Annotated in this window: 18 protein-coding genes; 14 read left to right on the top strand and 4 right to left on the bottom strand. The window is 70.0% G+C overall.

The genetic code is table 11. The features are described 5' to 3' along the window. Position 1: 1 nt before the first annotated feature. Complete coding sequence (groL, locus tag BN1187_RS02825; protein WP_040158530.1) at positions 2 to 1,627, top strand: chaperonin GroEL; 1,626 nt, start codon at positions 2 to 4, stop codon at positions 1,625 to 1,627. 153 nt (positions 1,628 to 1,780) lie between these two features. Continuing rightward, on the top strand, positions 1,781 to 2,503 hold the full coding sequence (locus BN1187_RS02820; RefSeq protein WP_052462213.1) for a copper homeostasis protein CutC: 723 nt from the start codon (positions 1,781 to 1,783) through the stop codon (positions 2,501 to 2,503). Between the two features lie 57 nt (positions 2,504 to 2,560). Here the strand turns inward: BN1187_RS02820 and BN1187_RS02815 are convergent, their stop codons facing one another. The 3 genes from BN1187_RS02815 to BN1187_RS14790 form a co-directional block, all read right to left on the bottom strand. After that, positions 2,561 to 3,478: a cation diffusion facilitator family transporter gene (locus tag BN1187_RS02815; RefSeq protein WP_052462400.1), complete on the bottom strand. Its 918-nt coding sequence runs from the start codon at positions 3,476 to 3,478 to the stop codon at positions 2,561 to 2,563. Between the two features lie 61 nt (positions 3,479 to 3,539). Continuing rightward, positions 3,540 to 4,100 (bottom strand): NUDIX hydrolase, encoded by a 561-nt coding sequence (locus BN1187_RS14795; protein ID WP_040158528.1) that lies wholly within the window; start codon positions 4,098 to 4,100, stop codon positions 3,540 to 3,542. Then, positions 4,097 to 4,789 (bottom strand): hypothetical protein, encoded by a 693-nt coding sequence (locus BN1187_RS14790; protein WP_040158526.1) that lies wholly within the window; start codon positions 4,787 to 4,789, stop codon positions 4,097 to 4,099. The genes BN1187_RS14795 and BN1187_RS14790 overlap by 4 nt, the downstream gene beginning before the upstream one ends. A gap of 208 nt (positions 4,790 to 4,997) precedes the next feature. Between BN1187_RS14790 and BN1187_RS02800 the strand changes: the two genes are divergently transcribed. From BN1187_RS02800 to BN1187_RS02790, 3 genes are all read left to right on the top strand, one after another. Continuing rightward, complete coding sequence (locus tag BN1187_RS02800; protein ID WP_040158523.1) at positions 4,998 to 5,384, top strand: cold-shock protein; 387 nt, start codon at positions 4,998 to 5,000, stop codon at positions 5,382 to 5,384. After that, positions 5,381 to 6,163, top strand: a complete 783-nt coding sequence (locus BN1187_RS02795) for a DUF3027 domain-containing protein (RefSeq protein ID WP_390620199.1) — start codon at positions 5,381 to 5,383, stop codon at positions 6,161 to 6,163. The genes BN1187_RS02800 and BN1187_RS02795 overlap by 4 nt, the downstream gene beginning before the upstream one ends. Before the next feature lie 106 nt (positions 6,164 to 6,269). After that, positions 6,270 to 7,790 carry an NCS2 family permease gene (locus BN1187_RS02790; protein WP_040158516.1) on the top strand — a complete coding sequence of 507 codons (1,521 nt, stop codon included), beginning with the start codon at positions 6,270 to 6,272 and terminating at the stop codon, positions 7,788 to 7,790. A gap of 3 nt (positions 7,791 to 7,793) precedes the next feature. Here the strand turns inward: BN1187_RS02790 and BN1187_RS02785 are convergent, their stop codons facing one another. Then, entirely contained in the window at positions 7,794 to 8,459 is a 666-nt protein-coding gene (locus tag BN1187_RS02785) for a hypothetical protein (RefSeq protein WP_040158514.1), read from the bottom strand. Between the two features lie 273 nt (positions 8,460 to 8,732). Between BN1187_RS02785 and BN1187_RS02780 the strand changes: the two genes are divergently transcribed. From BN1187_RS02780 to BN1187_RS02745, 9 genes are all read left to right on the top strand, one after another. Then, complete coding sequence (locus tag BN1187_RS02780; RefSeq protein ID WP_040158512.1) at positions 8,733 to 9,689, top strand: hypothetical protein; 957 nt, start codon at positions 8,733 to 8,735, stop codon at positions 9,687 to 9,689. 62 nt (positions 9,690 to 9,751) lie between these two features. Beyond that, entirely contained in the window at positions 9,752 to 10,453 is a 702-nt protein-coding gene (locus BN1187_RS02775) for a metal-dependent transcriptional regulator (RefSeq protein ID WP_452435883.1), read from the top strand. After that, positions 10,450 to 11,505: a hypothetical protein gene (locus tag BN1187_RS02770; protein WP_097677298.1), complete on the top strand. Its 1,056-nt coding sequence runs from the start codon at positions 10,450 to 10,452 to the stop codon at positions 11,503 to 11,505. Before BN1187_RS02775 ends, BN1187_RS02770 begins: the two co-directional genes overlap by 4 nt. Before the next feature lie 50 nt (positions 11,506 to 11,555). Then, positions 11,556 to 11,948, top strand: coding sequence for a thioredoxin (gene trxA, locus BN1187_RS02765; RefSeq protein WP_040158508.1), 393 nt, complete (start codon positions 11,556 to 11,558; stop codon positions 11,946 to 11,948). Between the two features lie 145 nt (positions 11,949 to 12,093). Beyond that, positions 12,094 to 12,522: a hypothetical protein gene (locus tag BN1187_RS14200; protein WP_147675055.1), complete on the top strand. Its 429-nt coding sequence runs from the start codon at positions 12,094 to 12,096 to the stop codon at positions 12,520 to 12,522. Between the two features lie 53 nt (positions 12,523 to 12,575). Beyond that, positions 12,576 to 13,457, top strand: coding sequence for a 1-acyl-sn-glycerol-3-phosphate acyltransferase (locus BN1187_RS02755; RefSeq protein ID WP_052462212.1), 882 nt, complete (start codon positions 12,576 to 12,578; stop codon positions 13,455 to 13,457). 289 nt (positions 13,458 to 13,746) lie between these two features. After that, positions 13,747 to 13,884, top strand: a complete 138-nt coding sequence (locus BN1187_RS14195) for a hypothetical protein (protein ID WP_157754728.1) — start codon at positions 13,747 to 13,749, stop codon at positions 13,882 to 13,884. 866 nt (positions 13,885 to 14,750) lie between these two features. Continuing rightward, on the top strand, positions 14,751 to 15,710 hold the full coding sequence (locus BN1187_RS02750; protein ID WP_157754727.1) for an ImmA/IrrE family metallo-endopeptidase: 960 nt from the start codon (positions 14,751 to 14,753) through the stop codon (positions 15,708 to 15,710). Further along, a complete protein-coding gene (locus tag BN1187_RS02745; RefSeq protein WP_082034461.1) occupies positions 15,707 to 16,207 on the top strand; it encodes a DUF4411 family protein in 501 nt (166 codons plus the stop codon). Before BN1187_RS02750 ends, BN1187_RS02745 begins: the two co-directional genes overlap by 4 nt. Positions 16,208 to 16,785 lie beyond the last annotated feature (578 nt).

Here is a 16,785-nt window from a genome sequence, read left to right as displayed (position 1 = left end):
CATGGCAAAGCTGATTGAATTCGACATCGACGCGCGCCGCGGTCTGGAGAAGGGCATGAACACCCTGGCCGACGCCGTCAAGGTCACGCTCGGCCCCAAGGGCCGCAACGTGGTGCTCGAGAAGAAGTGGGGCGCCCCCACCATCACCAACGATGGCGTGTCGATCGCCAAGGAGATCGAGCTCGAGGATCCCTTCGAGAAGATCGGCGCCGAACTGGTCAAGGAAGTTGCGAAGAAGACCGACGACGTGGCCGGTGACGGCACCACGACCGCGACCGTCATCGCCCAGGCGATGGTGCGCGAGGGCCTGCGCAACGTGACCGCCGGTGCGAACCCGATGGCGCTGAAGAAGGGCATCGAGAAGGCCACGAAGGCCATCTCCGACGAGCTCCTGGGCATGGCCATCGACGTCGAGACCCGCGAGCAGATCGCGGCCACCGCGTCCATCTCCGCGGCCGACCCGACCGTCGGCGACATCATCGCCGAGGCGATGGACAAGGTCGGCAAGGAGGGCGTGATCACCGTCGAGGAGTCCAACACCTTCGGGCTCGACCTCGAGCTCACCGAGGGCATGCGCTTCGACAAGGGTTACATCTCGCCGTACTTCGTCACCGACACCGAGCGCATGGAGGCCGTCCTCGACGACCCCTACATCCTCATCGCCAACAGCAAGATCTCCTCGCTGAAGGACCTGCTGCCCGTGCTCGAGAAGGTCATGCAGTCGGGCAAGCCGCTGCTGGTCATCGCCGAGGACGTCGACGGCGAGGCCCTCGCCGGCCTGATCGTCAACAAGATCCGCGGCACGTTCAAGTCCATCGCCGTCAAGGCCCCGGGCTTCGGCGACCGCCGCAAGGCCATGCTGGGCGACATCGCGATCCTGACCGGCGGCCAGGTCATCTCCGAGGAGGTCGGCCTGAAGCTGGACGCCGTGACCCTCGAGCTGCTCGGCCGCGCGCGTTCCGTCCGCGTCACCAAGGACGAGTGCACGATCGTGGACGGCGCCGGTGACGCCGATCAGATCACCGGCCGCGTCTCGCAGATCCGCAAGGAGATCGAGAACTCCGACTCCGACTACGACCGCGAGAAGCTGCAGGAGCGCCTGGCGAAGCTGGCCGGCGGCGTGGCCGTCATCAAGGTCGGCGCGGCCACCGAGGTCGAGCTGAAGGAGCGCAAGCACCGCATCGAGGACGCCGTCCGCAACGCGAAGGCGGCCGTCGAGGAGGGCATCATCCCCGGCGGTGGCGTCGCGCTTCTGCAGGCTTCGTCCAAGGCGAACCTGAGCGGGCTGTCCTCCGACGAGCAGACCGGCGCGCAGATCGTGCTGGACGCCTGCGCGGCCCCGCTGAAGCAGATCGCGCTGAACGCCGGCCTCGAGGGCGGCGTCGTGGCCGAGAAGGTGCGCGGCCTCGAGGCGGGTCAGGGCCTGAACGCGGCCACCGGCGAGTACGTCGACATGGTCAAGTCGGGCATCATCGACCCGGCCAAGGTCACCCGCTCGGCGCTGCAGAACGCGGCGTCCATCGCGGCGCTGTTCCTCACCACCGAGGCCGTCATCGCCGACAAGCCCGAGAAGGCTCCGGCCATGCCGGCTGGCGCCGACGGCGGCATGGGCGGCATGGACTTCTGATCCGTCCGCTCCCACATCACCGAAACGCCCTCGCCCTCGCGGCGGGGGCGTTTCGCCGTTTGTCTGGCCGGCTGGGCCGGGTTGGGACCACTTTCATCGGCGTGTCGGGGCGTCCAGCGGCGCGGCGCGCGCCTGGTTGGTCATGATGGCGCTATGACCACGACGCTGGAGGTGCGCATCACGCTGCCCGCCGACGCCGCACCCGCGGAAGCGGGCGGCGCCGATCGGCTGGAGATCGTGGGCACGCTCGATGAGGGCGGCCTGTCGCCCGAGCCCCGCACGGTGGAGGAGGTGCGCCGCCGCACCACCCTTCAGCTGCGCCCGGTCGTGCGGCTGCGGGCCGGCCTCGGCACGGACGGCGGCGAGGCCGTGCGGCTGCGCGGGCTGATCGCGTCCTACCTCGAGGCCGGTGCCGACGGGCTGACGCTGGGCTTCATGAACGGCATGGGCCAGATCGACGTCGAGGTGCTCGGCGCTCTGCTGAACGACGTGACGTGCCCGTGGACGTTCACCCGCGCGGTCGACACCCAGCTCGACCCCGACAAGGCGTGGCGCACACTCGTGACCCTGCCGGGGCTCGACTCGGTGCGGACGGCGGGGTCGGCGCGCGACCTCGAGCACGGGCTGGACGATCTGCTGCGGCGCGCCGAATCCGACCCCCGCTACGCGGCCCTGATCATGGCCGACGGCGACGTCCACCCCGACCAGGTGCCGTGGCTGATCCGCGCCGGGGTGCGGCAGATCCATCTCGACGAGCAGGTGCGCCCCGGCGGCTCGTGGAAGGCGTACGTCGACGAGCCGCTCGTGCGCTCGTGGCGGCGGCTCATCGACGAGGAGCTCGGCCACCATCGCCACCCGGACGCGCCGGCCTCCTGACGCTCGGGCCGTCGGGCCGGGAGCACGCGGCGGGCGGTGCCGTCGGGCAGCAGAGGCTCAGCGGACGTTCTCGCTGGTCGGGGCCGGCTCGATATGCACGACGGTCTGGGTGCCCGGCAGCTCCCGGTCGACGGCGTCCTCGACGGCGTCGGCGACGTCATGGCTGCGCTGAACCGTCCAGTCGCCCGGCACGACGATCGTCGCCTGCACGAACCGCTGGCGGCCCGACTCCCGGGTGCGCAGGTCGACGAGCTCCACCTCCTGGCCGCCCTGCTGGTCGATGGCGCCGCGGATGGCGGCGACCTCCTCGGGCGGGAGGGCGGCGTCCAGCAGGCCGACGATGGAGCGGCGCACCAGCTTGTAGCCGGTGACGAGGATGTTCAGGCCGACGATGATCGCGACGATCGGGTCGAGGACCTGCCAGCCGGTCAGCAGGATCAGGCCGATCCCGACGATGACGCCCACCGACGTGATGACGTCGGTCAGCAGGTGGCGGCCGTCCGCCTCCAGGGTGATCGAGCGGTGCTTCTTGCCGGTGCGGATCAGCACCAGGCCGACCACGCCGTTCAGCACTGACGCGCCCACCGAGAGGGCGAGGCCCAGGCCGAGCTCCTCGACGGGCTCGGGCACCAGGAACCGGCGGATGGCGCTGACGATGATGGCCGCCGCGGCGACGAAGATGAGCGCGCCCTCCACGGCGGAGGAGACGTATTCGGCCTTGCCGTGGCCGAAGTCGTGGTTGTGGTCGGCGGGCTTGTCCGACAGCCGCAGCGCCCACAGCGCCACGACGGCGGCCACCAGGTTGACGCAGGACTCCATCGCGTCCGAGAGCAGGCCGACGGAGCCGGTGAGGCTGGCCGCCACGCCCTTGATGACGACGGTCGCGAGCGCGGCGAACACGGACAACCACGCGAACCTCAGCAAGAACGAGGTCGGGGTCGTCGTCGGCGCCGTGCCGGCGGTGGGGTGGGACATGGTGCTCTCCAGGACAGGCGATCGAACGTGCAGCTCAACGATGGTAGTGGCGGTGGCCAGGTCAGGACGCATCGCAGGCCAGCGTGGATTCCTCGACCGTGCCCCAGTCGACCGGCTCGGCGGGCGGGTCCTCGGCCAGCGAGATCAACTCCGCGAGCCGGACGGGCCAGACCGGGACGTCCTGCGCGTCCAGCTCGGCGATGGGGAGCCAGGCGTCACCCTTGATCGTGAGCCTCTCGTCCTCGGTGTGCCCGGACAGATCCAGGTCGAAGCGCGGCGTCCGCACCAGGTAGAACACCTCGGTCTGGGCGCAGATCTGGTCGGAGTACCCGTGGACGACGAGCCGCCTCATCAGCGGCCCGACGAGCGCGGACGGCGCGACGCTCAGCCCGGTCTCCTCGTGCAGTTCGCGGACGGCGGCCTGCAGGGGCGTCTCGCCCGGTTCGATGCCGCCACCCGGCGTCACGTACCACTGACTTCCCGGGATGCCGGGATCGCTGTCGCGGAACATCAGCACCGCCTCGCCGTCGGTCACCACGACCCGCGCCGCCGCGCGTTCCTTTCGGGGACGCTCCCGCGGCGGGACGGGACGGTAGTCACGCGACCGGAACGGCTCGCTCACAGCGTCCTCGCGGGCTTCTCGCCGGCGCGGAGACCGGCCCCGACGAGCAGCGCGGCTACCGGGATCAGCACGAGGTTGCCCAGCTGCGCCCAGCCCTGCCAGTACGACCAGAACGCGGCGAAGTCCAAGCCGTAGCCGTCGCCGAACATCTGCGCCGCGGCGATGACGGCGGTGATCGACTCGGTGATCTTGAACGCGCGGTCGACCGAACGGCGGCGGTACAGCACCCGGCTGGCCAGCGCGTGCGCGATGAACAGCAGCGCGATCGACAGCGGCACGAACAGCGCGCCGAGGGCCAGCGCGATGAGGACGCCGGGCGTCGTCGCGGCGGCGATCTCGCGGACGGAGACCGGACGGGGCTGGTTGCGCTGCGGGACCTCGGGCGGGGGCCAGTACTGCTGGTCGGGGAACTGCTGCGGGTTGACCTGCGGCGGCGGGTACTGGGCGGGCGCGGGCTGGTCCATCACCGGCCGTTCCGGCAGCTCGACGGGGAGTTCGGGTCCCCACGCGGGCGCGGGACGGGGTCCGGCCTGGGCGGCGTGGGCGGCGTCCCATGCCGAGCCGGTCGACAGCTGGACGGGCTGGGTCGGCGCTGGTGGCTCGACCGCCGCGGAGGTCGTGCCCGTGAGCGACGAGGACGCCACGTCGAACGGCACGGTCGGGTCGCGGACCTCCTCGGGGGCGGTCACGAGCTCCTCCAGCGGACCGGCCGGTGAGCGGTTCGACGCCGGAGGGCGGAGCGAACGCGCCGGGGCGTTGCGCCGGTGCGTACTCGGGTCCGTCCCGCCAGTCAGCCATGCCCGCCATCGTAGTGGCGGGCGGTGCGGACCGCGGTGGAGACTGCCGCCGCGTCCGCCTAGACTGGGTTGACATTCACGCAGCAGGAGTTGAACGAGTATGCCTACTGGCCGGGTGCGTTATTACGACGCCGACAAGGGCTTCGGTTTCCTCACCAAGGATGAGGGAGGCGAGGACGTCTTCGTCCGCGCGTCCGCGCTGCCCGACGACGTCCCCGCCCTCAAGCGCGGGCAGAAGGTCGAGTTCGGCGTCGTGGCGGGGAAGAAGGGTGAGCAGGCGCTGTCGATCCGGCTGCTCGAGGCGCCCCCGTCGCTGTCCAAGGCTGCGCGCAAGCGTCCCGAGCAGATGGCCGTCATCTGCGAGGATCTGATCAAGTCGCTCGACGGCTTGGGCAACGGGTACCGGCACGGCCGGCATCCCGACCCGAGGCAGGCCAAGAAGGTCGCCGCCGTCCTGCGCGCCGTCGCCGACGAATTGGAGCTGTGATTGTGCCTTCCGCAAGGGCGCTGACCCTCGACGACGCGTGCGTCGAGGCCGTCGATCTCGCACGAACCGCGGCCGAGCGTGCCGCCGGTGCAGCCACCGTCGGTGACCACGTGGGCGTCGTCCCCGAGGACACCCGCGTCGCCACGCACTACTTCGACTGCACCGCCCCCGGCTACCCGGGGTGGCGGTGGGCGGTGACCGTCGTCCGCGCGTCCCGCGCCCGGCTGGTCACCGTCAACGAGGCCTGCCTGGTCCCCGGCGACGACTCGCTCGTGGCGCCCCGGTGGGTGCCGTGGGCCGAGCGCATCCAGCCCGGGGACGTCGCGCCCGGCGTCCTCATGCCTACCGCCGACGCCGACCCGCGCCTGGAGCCCGGCTTCACCGGCGGCGACCACGCCCGCGACGAGGACCCGGCCGAGTGGAGCCAGACCCGCGCCGTCGTCGCCGAGCTGGGGCTGGGTCGCGAGCGTGTCCTGTCGCAGTACGGGCGTGACGAGGCCGCTGACCGCTGGATCGACGGCGACGGGGGCCCGCACAACCAGATGACGAAGCAGGCGCCCGGCGTCTGCCAGGAGTGTGCGTACTTCGTCCGGCTGAGCGGCAGCCTGGGCCGCGAGTTCGGCGTCTGCACCAACGAGTACTCCCAGGCGGACGCCTCGGTCGTCAGCGTCGACCACGGCTGCGGCGCGCACAGCGACGTCGCCGAGCCGCAGTCGGGCGTCGACCTGCCGCGTCCGGTATGGGACACCATCTCGATCGACCAGACGCTCTTCGACTGATTGGCCGCGACGCCCGATCGAGCGTCCGGCCGGGACGCCAGGGGCGACCCGACCCGCACCCCGGACGGCGGGCGGGCCAGAGCGCGCGGGATCCTATGATGCGCGCATGTCCTCTGCTGCTCCCGTGTCCGCCGATCCCGCCGGTGCGCCGACCACGTCCGGGCTCGACCGCTGGTTCGAGATCAGCCGGCGTGGGTCGACCGTCAGCCGCGAGGTGCGCGGCGGCCTGGTCACCTTCTTCGCGATGGCCTACATCTTCGCGTTGAACCCCCTGATCATCGGGACGGCGGCCGACTCGCGCGGCCTGCTCATCAGCGGCCTGCCCAAGCTGGACGCCGCCGGTCAGCCGATCGCCGCGAACGTCAGCGGGTCGATCGCGATGGTCGCCGCGGCGACGGCGCTGATCGCGGGCATCATGACGATCCTGATGGGCGTCGTGGGCCGGTACCCGCTCGGCCTGGCCGCCGGCCTGGGGATCAACGCCATGCTGGCCTACATCGTCGCCCCGAAGGTGACCTGGCCGCAGGCGATGGGGCTGATCGTGTGGGAGGGCATCGCCATCACCATCCTGGTGCTGACCGGCTTCCGCGAGGCGGTGTTCAAGGCGGTGCCGCGCCCCCTGCGGACCGGAATCTCGATCGGCATCGGCCTCTTCATCGCGTTCGTCGGGCTGGTGGACGCCGGCGTCATCCGCCGCGGCTCCGGCACCCTCGTCGAACTGGGCATCGGCGGCTCGCTGACGGGCTGGCCGATCGGGATCTTCGTCGTCGGCCTCATCGTGCTGGTGCTGCTGTTCGCCGCGCGGGTGCGGGGCGCCATGCTCATCAGCATCGTCGCCATGACGCTGGTCTCGGTGATCGTCGAGGGCGTGTTCCACCTGGGCCCGCAGGCCGAGGGCGCCAACCCCACCGGGTGGGCGCTCAACGTCCCGGCGCTGCCGGCGACCGGTGGCATCCTGTCGGCGCCCGACTTCGGGATCATCGGCCGGGTCGACATGCTCGGCGCCTTCTCCGGCGGACCCGACGTCGTGGTCGCCATGGTCATGACGATCTTCGCGCTGCTGTTGGCCGACTTCTTCGACACCATGGGCACGATCGTGGCCGTCGGCGCCGAGGGCAACCTGCTGGACGCCGACGGCAACCCGCCGCACACCCGCGAGGTGCTGCTCGTCGACTCGCTCGCCGCGTTGGGCGGCGGCCTCGGGTCTGCGTCGTCCAATACGTCGTTCATCGAGTCGGCCGCCGGCGTCGGCGAGGGCGCCCGCACCGGCCTGGCGTCCGTCGTCACCGGGCTGGCGTTCATCGCGACGCTGTTCCTCTCCCCGCTGGTGAACATGGTGCCGAGCGAGGCCGTCGCGCCCGTGCTGGTGTTCGTGGGGTTCCTGATGATGGAGCAGGTCGGCACTATCGACTGGACGAACGTCGAGGAGGGCATCCCGGTCTTCCTGACCTCGATCCTGATGCCGCTGACCTACTCGATCACGAACGGCATCGGCGCGGGCCTGGTGTTCTTCGTGCTGATCAAGGCCGTGCGCGGCAAGGCGAAGGAGATCCACCCGCTGATGTGGGCCGTCGCGGTCGCCTTCGTCCTCTACTTCAGCCAGGCGCTGATCACGTCGCTGTTCTGACCCCTACCAGGTGAACGCCGCGATCAGATCGGGCGCCGGTCGGTTCTCGGCCGGCGCCCGACGCGTCCACTCCTCGAAGCCGTCCAGCCAGCCGGCCAGGTCGCGGACGAACGCGCCGCGCTCCGGGTCGAGCCAGGAGGCAGCCTCGCGGTAGACGTCGCGCATCTCCAACGCCTGGGCGCCCCGGACGTAACCGGCGACCTGCCGGGGACACGCCCCGATCGGCAGCGCGAGGCGGTTGTTGAACAGCCGGCGCAGCGCGTGCCGCGTCTCGACGCCGCCGCTGCTCAGCTGGAAGTCGATCTCGTCGATGCCCGCCTCGTCGATCGGCTGGGTGTACGAGCCCCACGCGGCGTCCTCGGCCCAGAGCCGCACCAGCGTCCAGGTCGCCTCGAGGCGGTCCGGCGTCACGTGGTGTCCGGCGAGCAGGTTCCCCAGGTCGGTGGCGGTGGGCACGTCGGGGCGCACGACCGGGGCGGACTTCGGCGGGCGACGCGTCAGCGGTCCGCCCATGCGGGAGAGCAGGGATTGGCGCTGCGCCCCGACGGGTTCGGGCGGGGCGAAGGCCCGCGCGGCGAGCGCACGCATCCGCTCGGCCGCCGCGGGGGAGCCGGAGAAGAGGTCGCGCAGTTCGTCGATGCCGAGCGCGTAGAACCTGACGTCGCCCATGACTGCACCCTAGGGCCCGCGGGGCCGCCCGTCGAGGACGCCGCGGGCGCGGCCGATCGCCGTCTCGTCCTCGCTGGAGAGGGAGCCGGGGAAGGTCGCGGGCGGGGGTGGACGGCCGGAGCGTGAGCGCGCCGCGGGAAGGGCGGGGACGATGACCTACAGTGGATCGGTGAACACCCGCACCCGCCAGACCATCGTCACCGCGACACTCGTCGCGATGCTGGTCATCGTTGTGCTGGGGGCCGTTTCCTCTTTTCTGTAGGATCCGGCTCCATGGGTCATAAGCGCTGGCGACGCGCGTCCGCCATCTTGATCGTCGGGCCGGCGGTGTCCGCGACGGTGCTGGCCGCGGGGCCGGCGAGCGCCGCGGATGGTTTCACGATCGACTCCACCGTTCAGGTGGCTCCCACCGGCATGGCGGCGGAGCCCGACCAGTCCCGTTACTGGGTCGTCGGCGGTACCGCGGGACGGCTGTCCGTCCACGCCGTCGACGCGTCCGGGCGATCGCAAGGCGCCACCCGCAGCACCGATCAGGTGCGCGATCCCGAGGCCCTCGCGTTCCACGACCGTCGGCTCTACGTCGGCGACATCGGCGGGCAGCGCTCCGAGGTGGACGTCTGGCGCCTGATCACGCCCGTGCCCGGCACGGTGATCAGCCACGCCGAGCGGCTGCGCTACCGCTACCCGGACGGCAGCCACCGCGCCGCCGCGATGTTCGTGACCCCCACCGGACGCATCCACGTCGTCACCACCGGCGCCAACCCCGGCATCTACGCCGCTCCCGACCAGCTCAACGGCGCCGCCGTCCTCGCCCTGAAGAGGGTCGCCTCCGCCCCCGTCGGCGTCACGGACGCCACCTCGCTCGCGGACGGACGCGTCGTCGTGCGCACCGCGTCGGCCGTCTCCACGCTGGATTCCGCGTCGTTCGCGGTCTCCGCGCGGGGCGCCCTGCCGAAGCAATCGAACGGGGCGGCGCTGACGACGACGCTGTCGGGTACGGAGCTGCTCGCGGCCCCAGCGGCCTCGAAGGGAGCCGTGGTGAGCCTCGCGATCCCTGGCGGGGCGCCGGCGCCGTCCGACTTCGTCACTCCGTCCGCGGCGCCGACCCCGCAGGGTCAGCCGGCCGGAGCGCCGGCCCTCTTCAGCCTCACGAGCGGTGTCGGCATGGTCCTCGCCAGCGCCGCCGCGGCCGCCCTGATCGCCGCGGTCATCGTCGTGGCGCGGCGGTAGAAGTAGCCTGGGATGACCACGGAAAGGGGCGACGGGTGAGCGACCTCATCGACACGACGGAGATGTACCTCAAGACCATCTACGAGCTGGTCGAAGAGGGCGTCCCGCCGCTGCGCGCCCGCATCGTGGAGCGGCTGCACCAAAGCGGCCCGACGGTGTCCCAGACCGTCGCGCGCATGGAGCGGGACGGCTTGCTGCGCGTGGGCGCCGAACGGCGGATCGAGCTCAGCCCAGAAGGTCGGCAGGTGGCCGGACGCGTGATGCGCAAGCACCGGCTGGCCGAGCTGCTGCTCACCGACGTCATCGGGCTGGGCTGGGACCTTGCGCACGACGAGGCGTGCCGCTGGGAGCACGTGATGTCCGAGGCGGCGGAGCGCCGGCTCTACGAGGTGCTGAACGAACCCACGATGTCGCCGTACGGCAACCCCATCCCCGCGCTGGAGGAGCTCGGCGGGGTGTCGGTCGAGCCCCGTCGCGCGGAGCGGCTCAGCGACGTCTTGGACGATCGCCCCGAGGAAACCGTCCGGGTGCGCACCGTCAGCATCGGCGAGGGGATCCAGCCCGACGTCGCGCTGCTGGGCAGCCTCGATGCGGCCGGGCTCAAGCCGAATGCGGAGGCGCTGATCGAGCCGCGCGGGGACCTGCTCGCCATCCGCCTCGTCCGGCCCGCGGCGCCTCGTCCGGGCGGGGGCGGCGAGAGCGAACCCGTCATGGTGGACGGCCACGTCGCCGACTTCCTCTTCGTCGAACCCCTGGACCAGTGACCGAGCGCGCGCCGGGTGTGGACGCTCGGAGCCTGCCTCCGCTGCTCGCCGGGCATTGGTACGACGCCGTCGCCGCCCTGCTCGACCTCGAGGTGCGCGGTGGGCACACTTCTTGGTCGCGGGGGCGCGACCTGGCGGTTGCCGCCAAGCGGGTGCTCGACCTGGACGCCGAGGACTACGCGGAGATCGCGGCCGACTTCGTGGGGTCGCATTGGGCGGCCGAGCTGGCCTCGGCGTGCTTCCCGCAGCAGCCGCGCGACGAGAATCGGGGCGCGCTGGGCTCGCTCATCCCGTTGTACGCGCTGATGCTGGAGGTCGTCGACCTGCGCGCCCAGCGCCACGAGCCGCTGCAGATCGTCGTGACCGCGCACCTGATCGGGGAGTACCTGCCCCAGCTGGCCTGGGAGGGCATGCTCGGGCACGCGGGCGACCCGCTGGTGCTGGGCCGGACGGTGGGGGAGCGCTGGGGCACCGGCGATCCCGCGTGCCCGCACAGCTCGGCGCTGCAGGCCACCTGCCGTCGCGCCCTGAACGCCGCGAACGGTGACCAGCCCGGTTTCACCGCCTACCTCGACCGGTTCCACTCGCGGCAGGGCCAGGCCCTCGCGATCTGCGCCATGAACCACGCGACGGTGAGCGCCGGGGAGCGTCCGGACGTGGGCGACACCTGCCCGAACCCCTGCGGCTGGGCGACCCGGGGAACGCTGGAGGAACGCCGCGACCTGGACGCCCGGGTGCGGCTCGCGCTGATCTACCAGAACTCGCCGATCGTGGCGCTGCGGCACCACGCGCCCGTCGGCCACTTCTTCGGGGTGCCGTCGGTCTCGGAGATCTCGACCGCCTGGCTGCGCACCTGGGAGAAGGTGTCGCAGCCGTGGCCCGACGGGGCCAACCCGCTGGAGACGATGCGCGTGCCCGGTAACCCCGACCCCGACGAGGCGCTGCCGGGGCTCTCGGCGCTGGTGTCCGCCGTGGCCGGCCGGACGATCGGGCCCGGCCGCCTCATCCGCGACATCGGTGCCGACATCGCGGCCGCGACGAGCACGGAATAGTCCCCGGGGCGTCCGTGTTGAGGTGGGGTACCCGAAGAGAGGATGACTCCATGGCTACCGTCGAAATGACGCAAGACAACTTCGTCAGCACGGTCGAGGGATCGGGGACGGTCCTGGTCGACTTCTGGGCCTCCTGGTGCGGCCCCTGCCGCATGTTCGCTCCCGTGTTCGAAGAGGCGTCCGAGAAGCACGGCGACGTCACGTTCGCGAAGGTCGACACCGAGGCGAACCAGCAGCTGGCCGGCGCGCTCGAGATTCAGGCGATCCCGACGCTCATGGCCTTCCGGGACGGCGTGCTCGTCTACCGCGAGGCCGGGGCGATGAACGCGTCCGGGCTTGAGCAGCTGATCGAGGCCGTCAAGGGCATCGACAGCGAGGAGCTCAAGAAGCAGGTCGCCGCCGCCCAGGCGCAGGACGCCGAGGGCGCCCCGACCGAGAACTGACCCGCGGTCGCTGCTAAGCGACACCACTCGAGAAACGGCTGCGTCCGGCCATGTGTGCATGGTCGGGCGCAGCCGTTCTTGGGTAGGCTGATCTTAGGGACGGTCCCCGCCCCATCCCCCTGGGTGGGGGCGGTCCCGTTCATTCATGGCGCGACGTTCGGCGCGGGGCATCACGTCCTTCGCGCCCCGACCGATGCTGAGGTGCGGTCGTCGGGCAGGCCAGCAGAAGCGTCCAGGCACCACGTCAGCCGGGGACGGCGGCGTCCTGGGAGCGGGACACCTCAGCCAGAATCCGGGTGACTCGATCGACGACGCGGTCGGTTTGGTCGTGCCGGTGGGCGACGAGCAGCGGGACGGTTGTCGGCTGCCGTCTTGGACAGAGGGCTTCGGCCTCGCGCTCAAGGCGAGCGGCTGGCTGCCGCTGGACGGCGACCCCGACGAGGTGGTGGCGGGGGAGCCCGCTGCCGGGCTGTTCCGCTGGCGTCACAAGGCCGGGGACGCCACCGCCGCGGCGCTCAACCATCGCGTGCCCGTGCCCGTGCCCAAGCTGAAGCGCCTGGCGCGGGAGGGCTAGCGTCCCGGACGCCCGCCCAGGCGGGGGGATCGCCGCGCCACTAGCATCGTTGGGTGCCCCGCCACGACCCAGACCACGGCGCCCTGAGGACAGTCGCGCTGTCCGATGCGGCGTCCGCGCTCGCGCCGAGACCCGGGCTCGCGCGGGCGGCGGCCACGGCGGTCTTGCTGCCCTTCGCGCTCCGCTTCCGGCGCGAACTTGAGGAAGCGGACGCGCGCGTCGGCACCGATGGGCTCGCCGCCGCGGCGGACGTCCTGCTCCCGGGCTACGGCGGGCGGCCTATGTTCTGTGGCGCGGACCGCGTCCCCGCCGACGGCCCGCTGCTGGTCGTGGCGAACCACCCCGGCACCGTGGACACCCCGCTGCTGTGGCGGTTGTTGGCCACGCGACGCGATCTCTTGCTCATCGCGCTGGACCGGCCGCTGCTCCGCGCGCTGCCCAACCTCAGCGCGCGGACGCTGTACGTGGGGGACGGCGTCGGCGCCCGTGGCGGACTGGTGCGCGCGGCGTCCGCGCATCTGCGGGCCGGCGGGGCGCTGGTGACTTTCCCCGCGGGGACGATCGAGCCGGACCCGAGCCTGCGGCCGGCGGACGCCCTCGCAGCGCTGGGGGAGTGGTCGCGCAGCCCTGAACTGTTCGCCCGGCTCGCTCCCGGGACGGTGGTGCTGCCGGTGGCGATCGCAGGAGTGCTGTCGGAGCGGTGGCTCGGGCACCCGCTCGCCCGGCGGTTCGCGGACACGGACGCCCGGGAACTCGCCGCCGCAGCGCTGCAGCTCGTCCGGCGGGATCGGTCGATCACCCCACGGGTGGTCGTCGGTGAGCCGCTGTCCGGTGACCCGCACGGCCTCACCGGACGCCTCGAGGACGCCATGCGTGGCCTCATCTGTGCCGGCGACGGAAGACGCCCGGCCTCGACGCATCGACCTGACGGGTAGGAACCCTTCCCTGTCGTCGCGAAAGTTCGATTGTGGCGCTGCGACTACTTCAGAAGGGGCAGATCTCCGGGTCCGCGCCTGCCTGACCGCGGGCGACAACCGGGGCGCAGTGGGAAAGGACCCGATCATGACGAAGCGTGTAGCGTTCTCGCGCAGGCCGGTTGCACGGGCCGCACCCCGCCGACGTGGCGCCACGACGGCAACCGTCCCAACTGGCGTCCTGCCTCCGAACGGCGAACTGACGGCTGGGACGTCCGCTATTCCGGTGCGGCCGTCACCGTCAACCTCGTTGCGTCCGGCCCATACGGTGGTGGCCCGCCGGGTGCGCGAGCCCGGGGTTGAGCTCGGCACGCCGGAACTCAGCCTGTACGAGGTCACAGTCGAGAACACCGCTGGCGTCGAGCCGGTGACGCTGTGGTCAGGCTGAGTCGGAGGCCACACTGAGGGCTAGCACAACTGGCCGGGGAGAGGGCCCATCGTCGGGTCACCCATGAACCGTCTGCTTGATCGACTGCAAGGATCATCGAAGCAGCGTCCAAGTGAGCTCAGCCCGGTCGAAGATGAAAGTTCGGCCCGTCCATCGGGTATTCACGCGTGGTGATCCCTGCAAGTTAGAACTCTGCGACCCTGGGTGTGGGAAATCGTCCCGGCTTGGTGGAGCGGCATAGGGAGCCCCTGTGCGAGGCGCAACGACTGTCACGCAGTGGGATGAAATGGGAGCTGGTTGCACCGGTCTGCAGACCATGTGCGGACCAATAGTGGCGCTTGTTCGATTCTCACTGCTGAGGGCTACTTCTTGCCTGCCCACGCCGGTCGCTCGGAAAGCCCGCTTGTTAGGTCGTGGTTGAGCGCCCGGAGTGGCCGGGTACGTCTGGGGTGAGCGTCAACCGAGGCGCGAAGCGCGAGGCGAACAGTTGCGGACGAATGCCAACGAGACGAGAACTGAGACGGTGGACTACGAGCTTTCGGTGCGTTCGTTAGGACGAGCCGTTCTAGCCCTCGCCACGCGGGTCGCGTAGGGTGGGAGTGGAGTGGGCAGGATGGGGCTGCACCGTGCGCTGCTCATCCCCCAGACTCCCTTGCTCGGTTAGCGATGATTTGGAAGGGGGTCGCGTGAGTCTACGCGTACCGGTCTCTTCCTCCGTGATGGACTGGGCACTCCAGAGGGCCGGTCTATCGGTGGAGGACTTGGACCATGCAACCCAACGGTGGGTCATCCCAGGCGAGGCGCCGACCCTTGCTCAACTTGAGGGCTTCGCCCAGCGGACAGGTGTCCCGTTCGGGTACCTCCTATTGGATGAACCCCCGAAGCTGAACCTGCCTGTGCCCGATTTCCGCTCCGGCTACACGGCAATGGCGGGAGAACCCAGCGCGAACTTGGTCGCGGTGTTGGACCAGAGCGAACGCCGTCAAGCCTGGTACAAAGAGTTCGCCGAGGCGAACGGCCTGGGTGAGCTGGGTTTCGTCGGCAGCGCGGCGGACATGAAGCCAGCCGAAGCTGCCGGTGAGATGCGCCGAACGTTATCATTCGAGGTGTCGGATCGCAGAGGGTCATGGGCGGACACTCGCCGCACCCTCATTCGCAATTTCGAAGAACTCGGAGGCTTAGCGATCGCTACCTCGATGGTTGGCAATAAGACACGCAAGCTGTTGGACCCAAACGAGTTTCGCGGGTTTTCTTTCGTAGACACCACGGCACCGTTGGTCTTCGTCAATACGAACCAGACGATGAACGGCCAAATTTTTACACTCGCCCATGAACTGGCCCACGTTTGGCACGGCCAGAGTGGCATCGACAGCCCGGAGATCTCAATCACCCCAGATTCACCAACTGAAAGGTGGTGCAGTCTTACCGCATCCCATTTCCTTGTCCCCCGGGAGGATCTCAAGGAGCGGATGGACAAGCTTCCGAAACAAGAGTTGCCGCTGAAGTTGGACGCGCTCGCAAGAGCGTACAAGTGCGGCACCTTGGTGATTCTCCAGGCTTTACGTGATTCTCGCCTGGTCGAGTTTGAAAACTTCGGGGCGACATACGCGGCGGAAGAGGCAAGGCTGGATGGCTTCGTCAAGGAGGGTGGCGGAGGAGGAGACTTCTACAACAGCCAGCCCCTACGTGCGAGCGAACGCCTCTCGCGGGCCGTCCTTCAAGAGACCTCTGAGGGAAGAACGACCCTCTCTGAGGCGTTGAGTCTCATGTCGATGAAATCCCCGGCAACGCTTGATGAATACGCGAAGCGCCTTGGGGCCGCATGATGCACCTTCTCGACAACAATGCGTTTTCTGAGGCGCATCGTACCTACTATCCACTCGACTTAGCACCCACGTTTTGGGACTGGCTCGAGAATGGCCAGCTGATTGATGATGTGGGCTCGATTGTGGCGATTAGGGACGAATTGACGGCGGGCGACCCGAAGGGCAGAAGGTACCCCCTTGCTGCCTGGGCGATGTCAATTCGAGGAGACTTTTGGCATGACCCAACGCCGGAATCGGCCGCCGCCATGGTGGTTGTTGCTAGGTGGGCGGCAAGTCCGAAGCGCAAGTACCGACAGTCGGCTGTGTCTGAGTTCATGGCGTCGGCCGATCTCCGGCTCATTGCACAATCAATCGCGGAAGGGGCCACTCTGGTCACTCGCGAGACGTCCGACCCGAACTGCGTTAGGCGCGTGAAGATCCCGGACGTGTGCAAGGCATTTGACGTGGAATGTATCGATCCATTCGCCGCCTACCGGCGGCTCGGGCTACGCCTCTGAGGCCAAGAGGTCGTGCGAGGACCGCACCGGAGCGAAGCGAGGAGCGGACCGCAGAGCGCGCCGGCGTCAGTCGGCGCCTTCATCTTTGAGAGGTCGAATCAGGAAAGAAGCGCGACTGGATCACGTCCGTACATTTTGGCTACCGAGCCCGCGGGAATAGATTCAAGCTTCGGCCTTCTCAGTTTGTGGTCCGGGTACATACACTGTTGTCGGTGCCTCACTGCGGTCATGTCTCGATGCCCCGAACGGCTGCGTGCATTCCCAGAGTTGGCGATGTCGAGGGCTTCCTCGACGAAGCGCGCTCGCTACGCGAAGGCCCCTTCCGCCACCCCGAGTACAAGACCGGGTCACTGGCTTGGCGCCGCTACGCCGACAGCGGGCTGTTCGACATCGACGTGCCGATCGAGCAGTGGAGGCGGGCGAGGCGGCGAGGCGTTGACATCGCTGCGTCCAGGGTGTCCCGGGCAAGCCCGACCCCGGCACCCGGCCCGGCGACCAGGCTGGTCGGGTAAGAGGCGAGTCGTGCAGCGACGGATTGGCGGCCGTGGTGACAAGCGTTGTCCCGTGCGAGTGGTGCG

Origin of the sequence: Nigerium massiliense, from assembly GCF_000826085.1 — a bacterium.
In the GTDB taxonomy this organism is placed as follows: Bacteria; Actinomycetota; Actinomycetes; order Propionibacteriales; family Propionibacteriaceae; genus Propioniciclava; species Propioniciclava massiliense.
The sequence above is the reverse complement of the archived record's forward strand: the minus strand, read 5'-3'. Positions and strand labels throughout refer to the sequence as shown.

What these genes read in the sequence shown, in the direction of transcription:
- groL (WP_040158530.1), top strand. Translation starts at nt 2, where the DNA reads ATGGCAAAGCTGATTGAATTCGACATCGACGCGCGCCGCGGTCTGGAG.
- BN1187_RS02820 (WP_052462213.1), top strand. Translation starts at nt 1,781, where the DNA reads ATGACCACGACGCTGGAGGTGCGCATCACGCTGCCCGCCGACGCCGCA.
- BN1187_RS02815 (WP_052462400.1), bottom strand. Translation starts at nt 3,478, where the DNA reads ATGTCCCACCCCACCGCCGGCACGGCGCCGACGACGACCCCGACCTCG.
- BN1187_RS02800 (WP_040158523.1), top strand. Translation starts at nt 4,998, where the DNA reads ATGCCTACTGGCCGGGTGCGTTATTACGACGCCGACAAGGGCTTCGGT.
- BN1187_RS02790 (WP_040158516.1), top strand. Translation starts at nt 6,270, where the DNA reads ATGTCCTCTGCTGCTCCCGTGTCCGCCGATCCCGCCGGTGCGCCGACC.
- BN1187_RS02785 (WP_040158514.1), bottom strand. Translation starts at nt 8,459, where the DNA reads ATGGGCGACGTCAGGTTCTACGCGCTCGGCATCGACGAACTGCGCGAC.
- BN1187_RS02780 (WP_040158512.1), top strand. Translation starts at nt 8,733, where the DNA reads ATGGGTCATAAGCGCTGGCGACGCGCGTCCGCCATCTTGATCGTCGGG.
- BN1187_RS02775 (WP_452435883.1), top strand. Translation starts at nt 9,752, where the DNA reads ATGTACCTCAAGACCATCTACGAGCTGGTCGAAGAGGGCGTCCCGCCG.
- trxA (WP_040158508.1), top strand. Translation starts at nt 11,556, where the DNA reads ATGGCTACCGTCGAAATGACGCAAGACAACTTCGTCAGCACGGTCGAG.
- BN1187_RS14200 (WP_147675055.1), top strand. Translation starts at nt 12,094, where the DNA reads ATGGCGCGACGTTCGGCGCGGGGCATCACGTCCTTCGCGCCCCGACCG.
- BN1187_RS02745 (WP_082034461.1), top strand. Translation starts at nt 15,707, where the DNA reads ATGATGCACCTTCTCGACAACAATGCGTTTTCTGAGGCGCATCGTACC.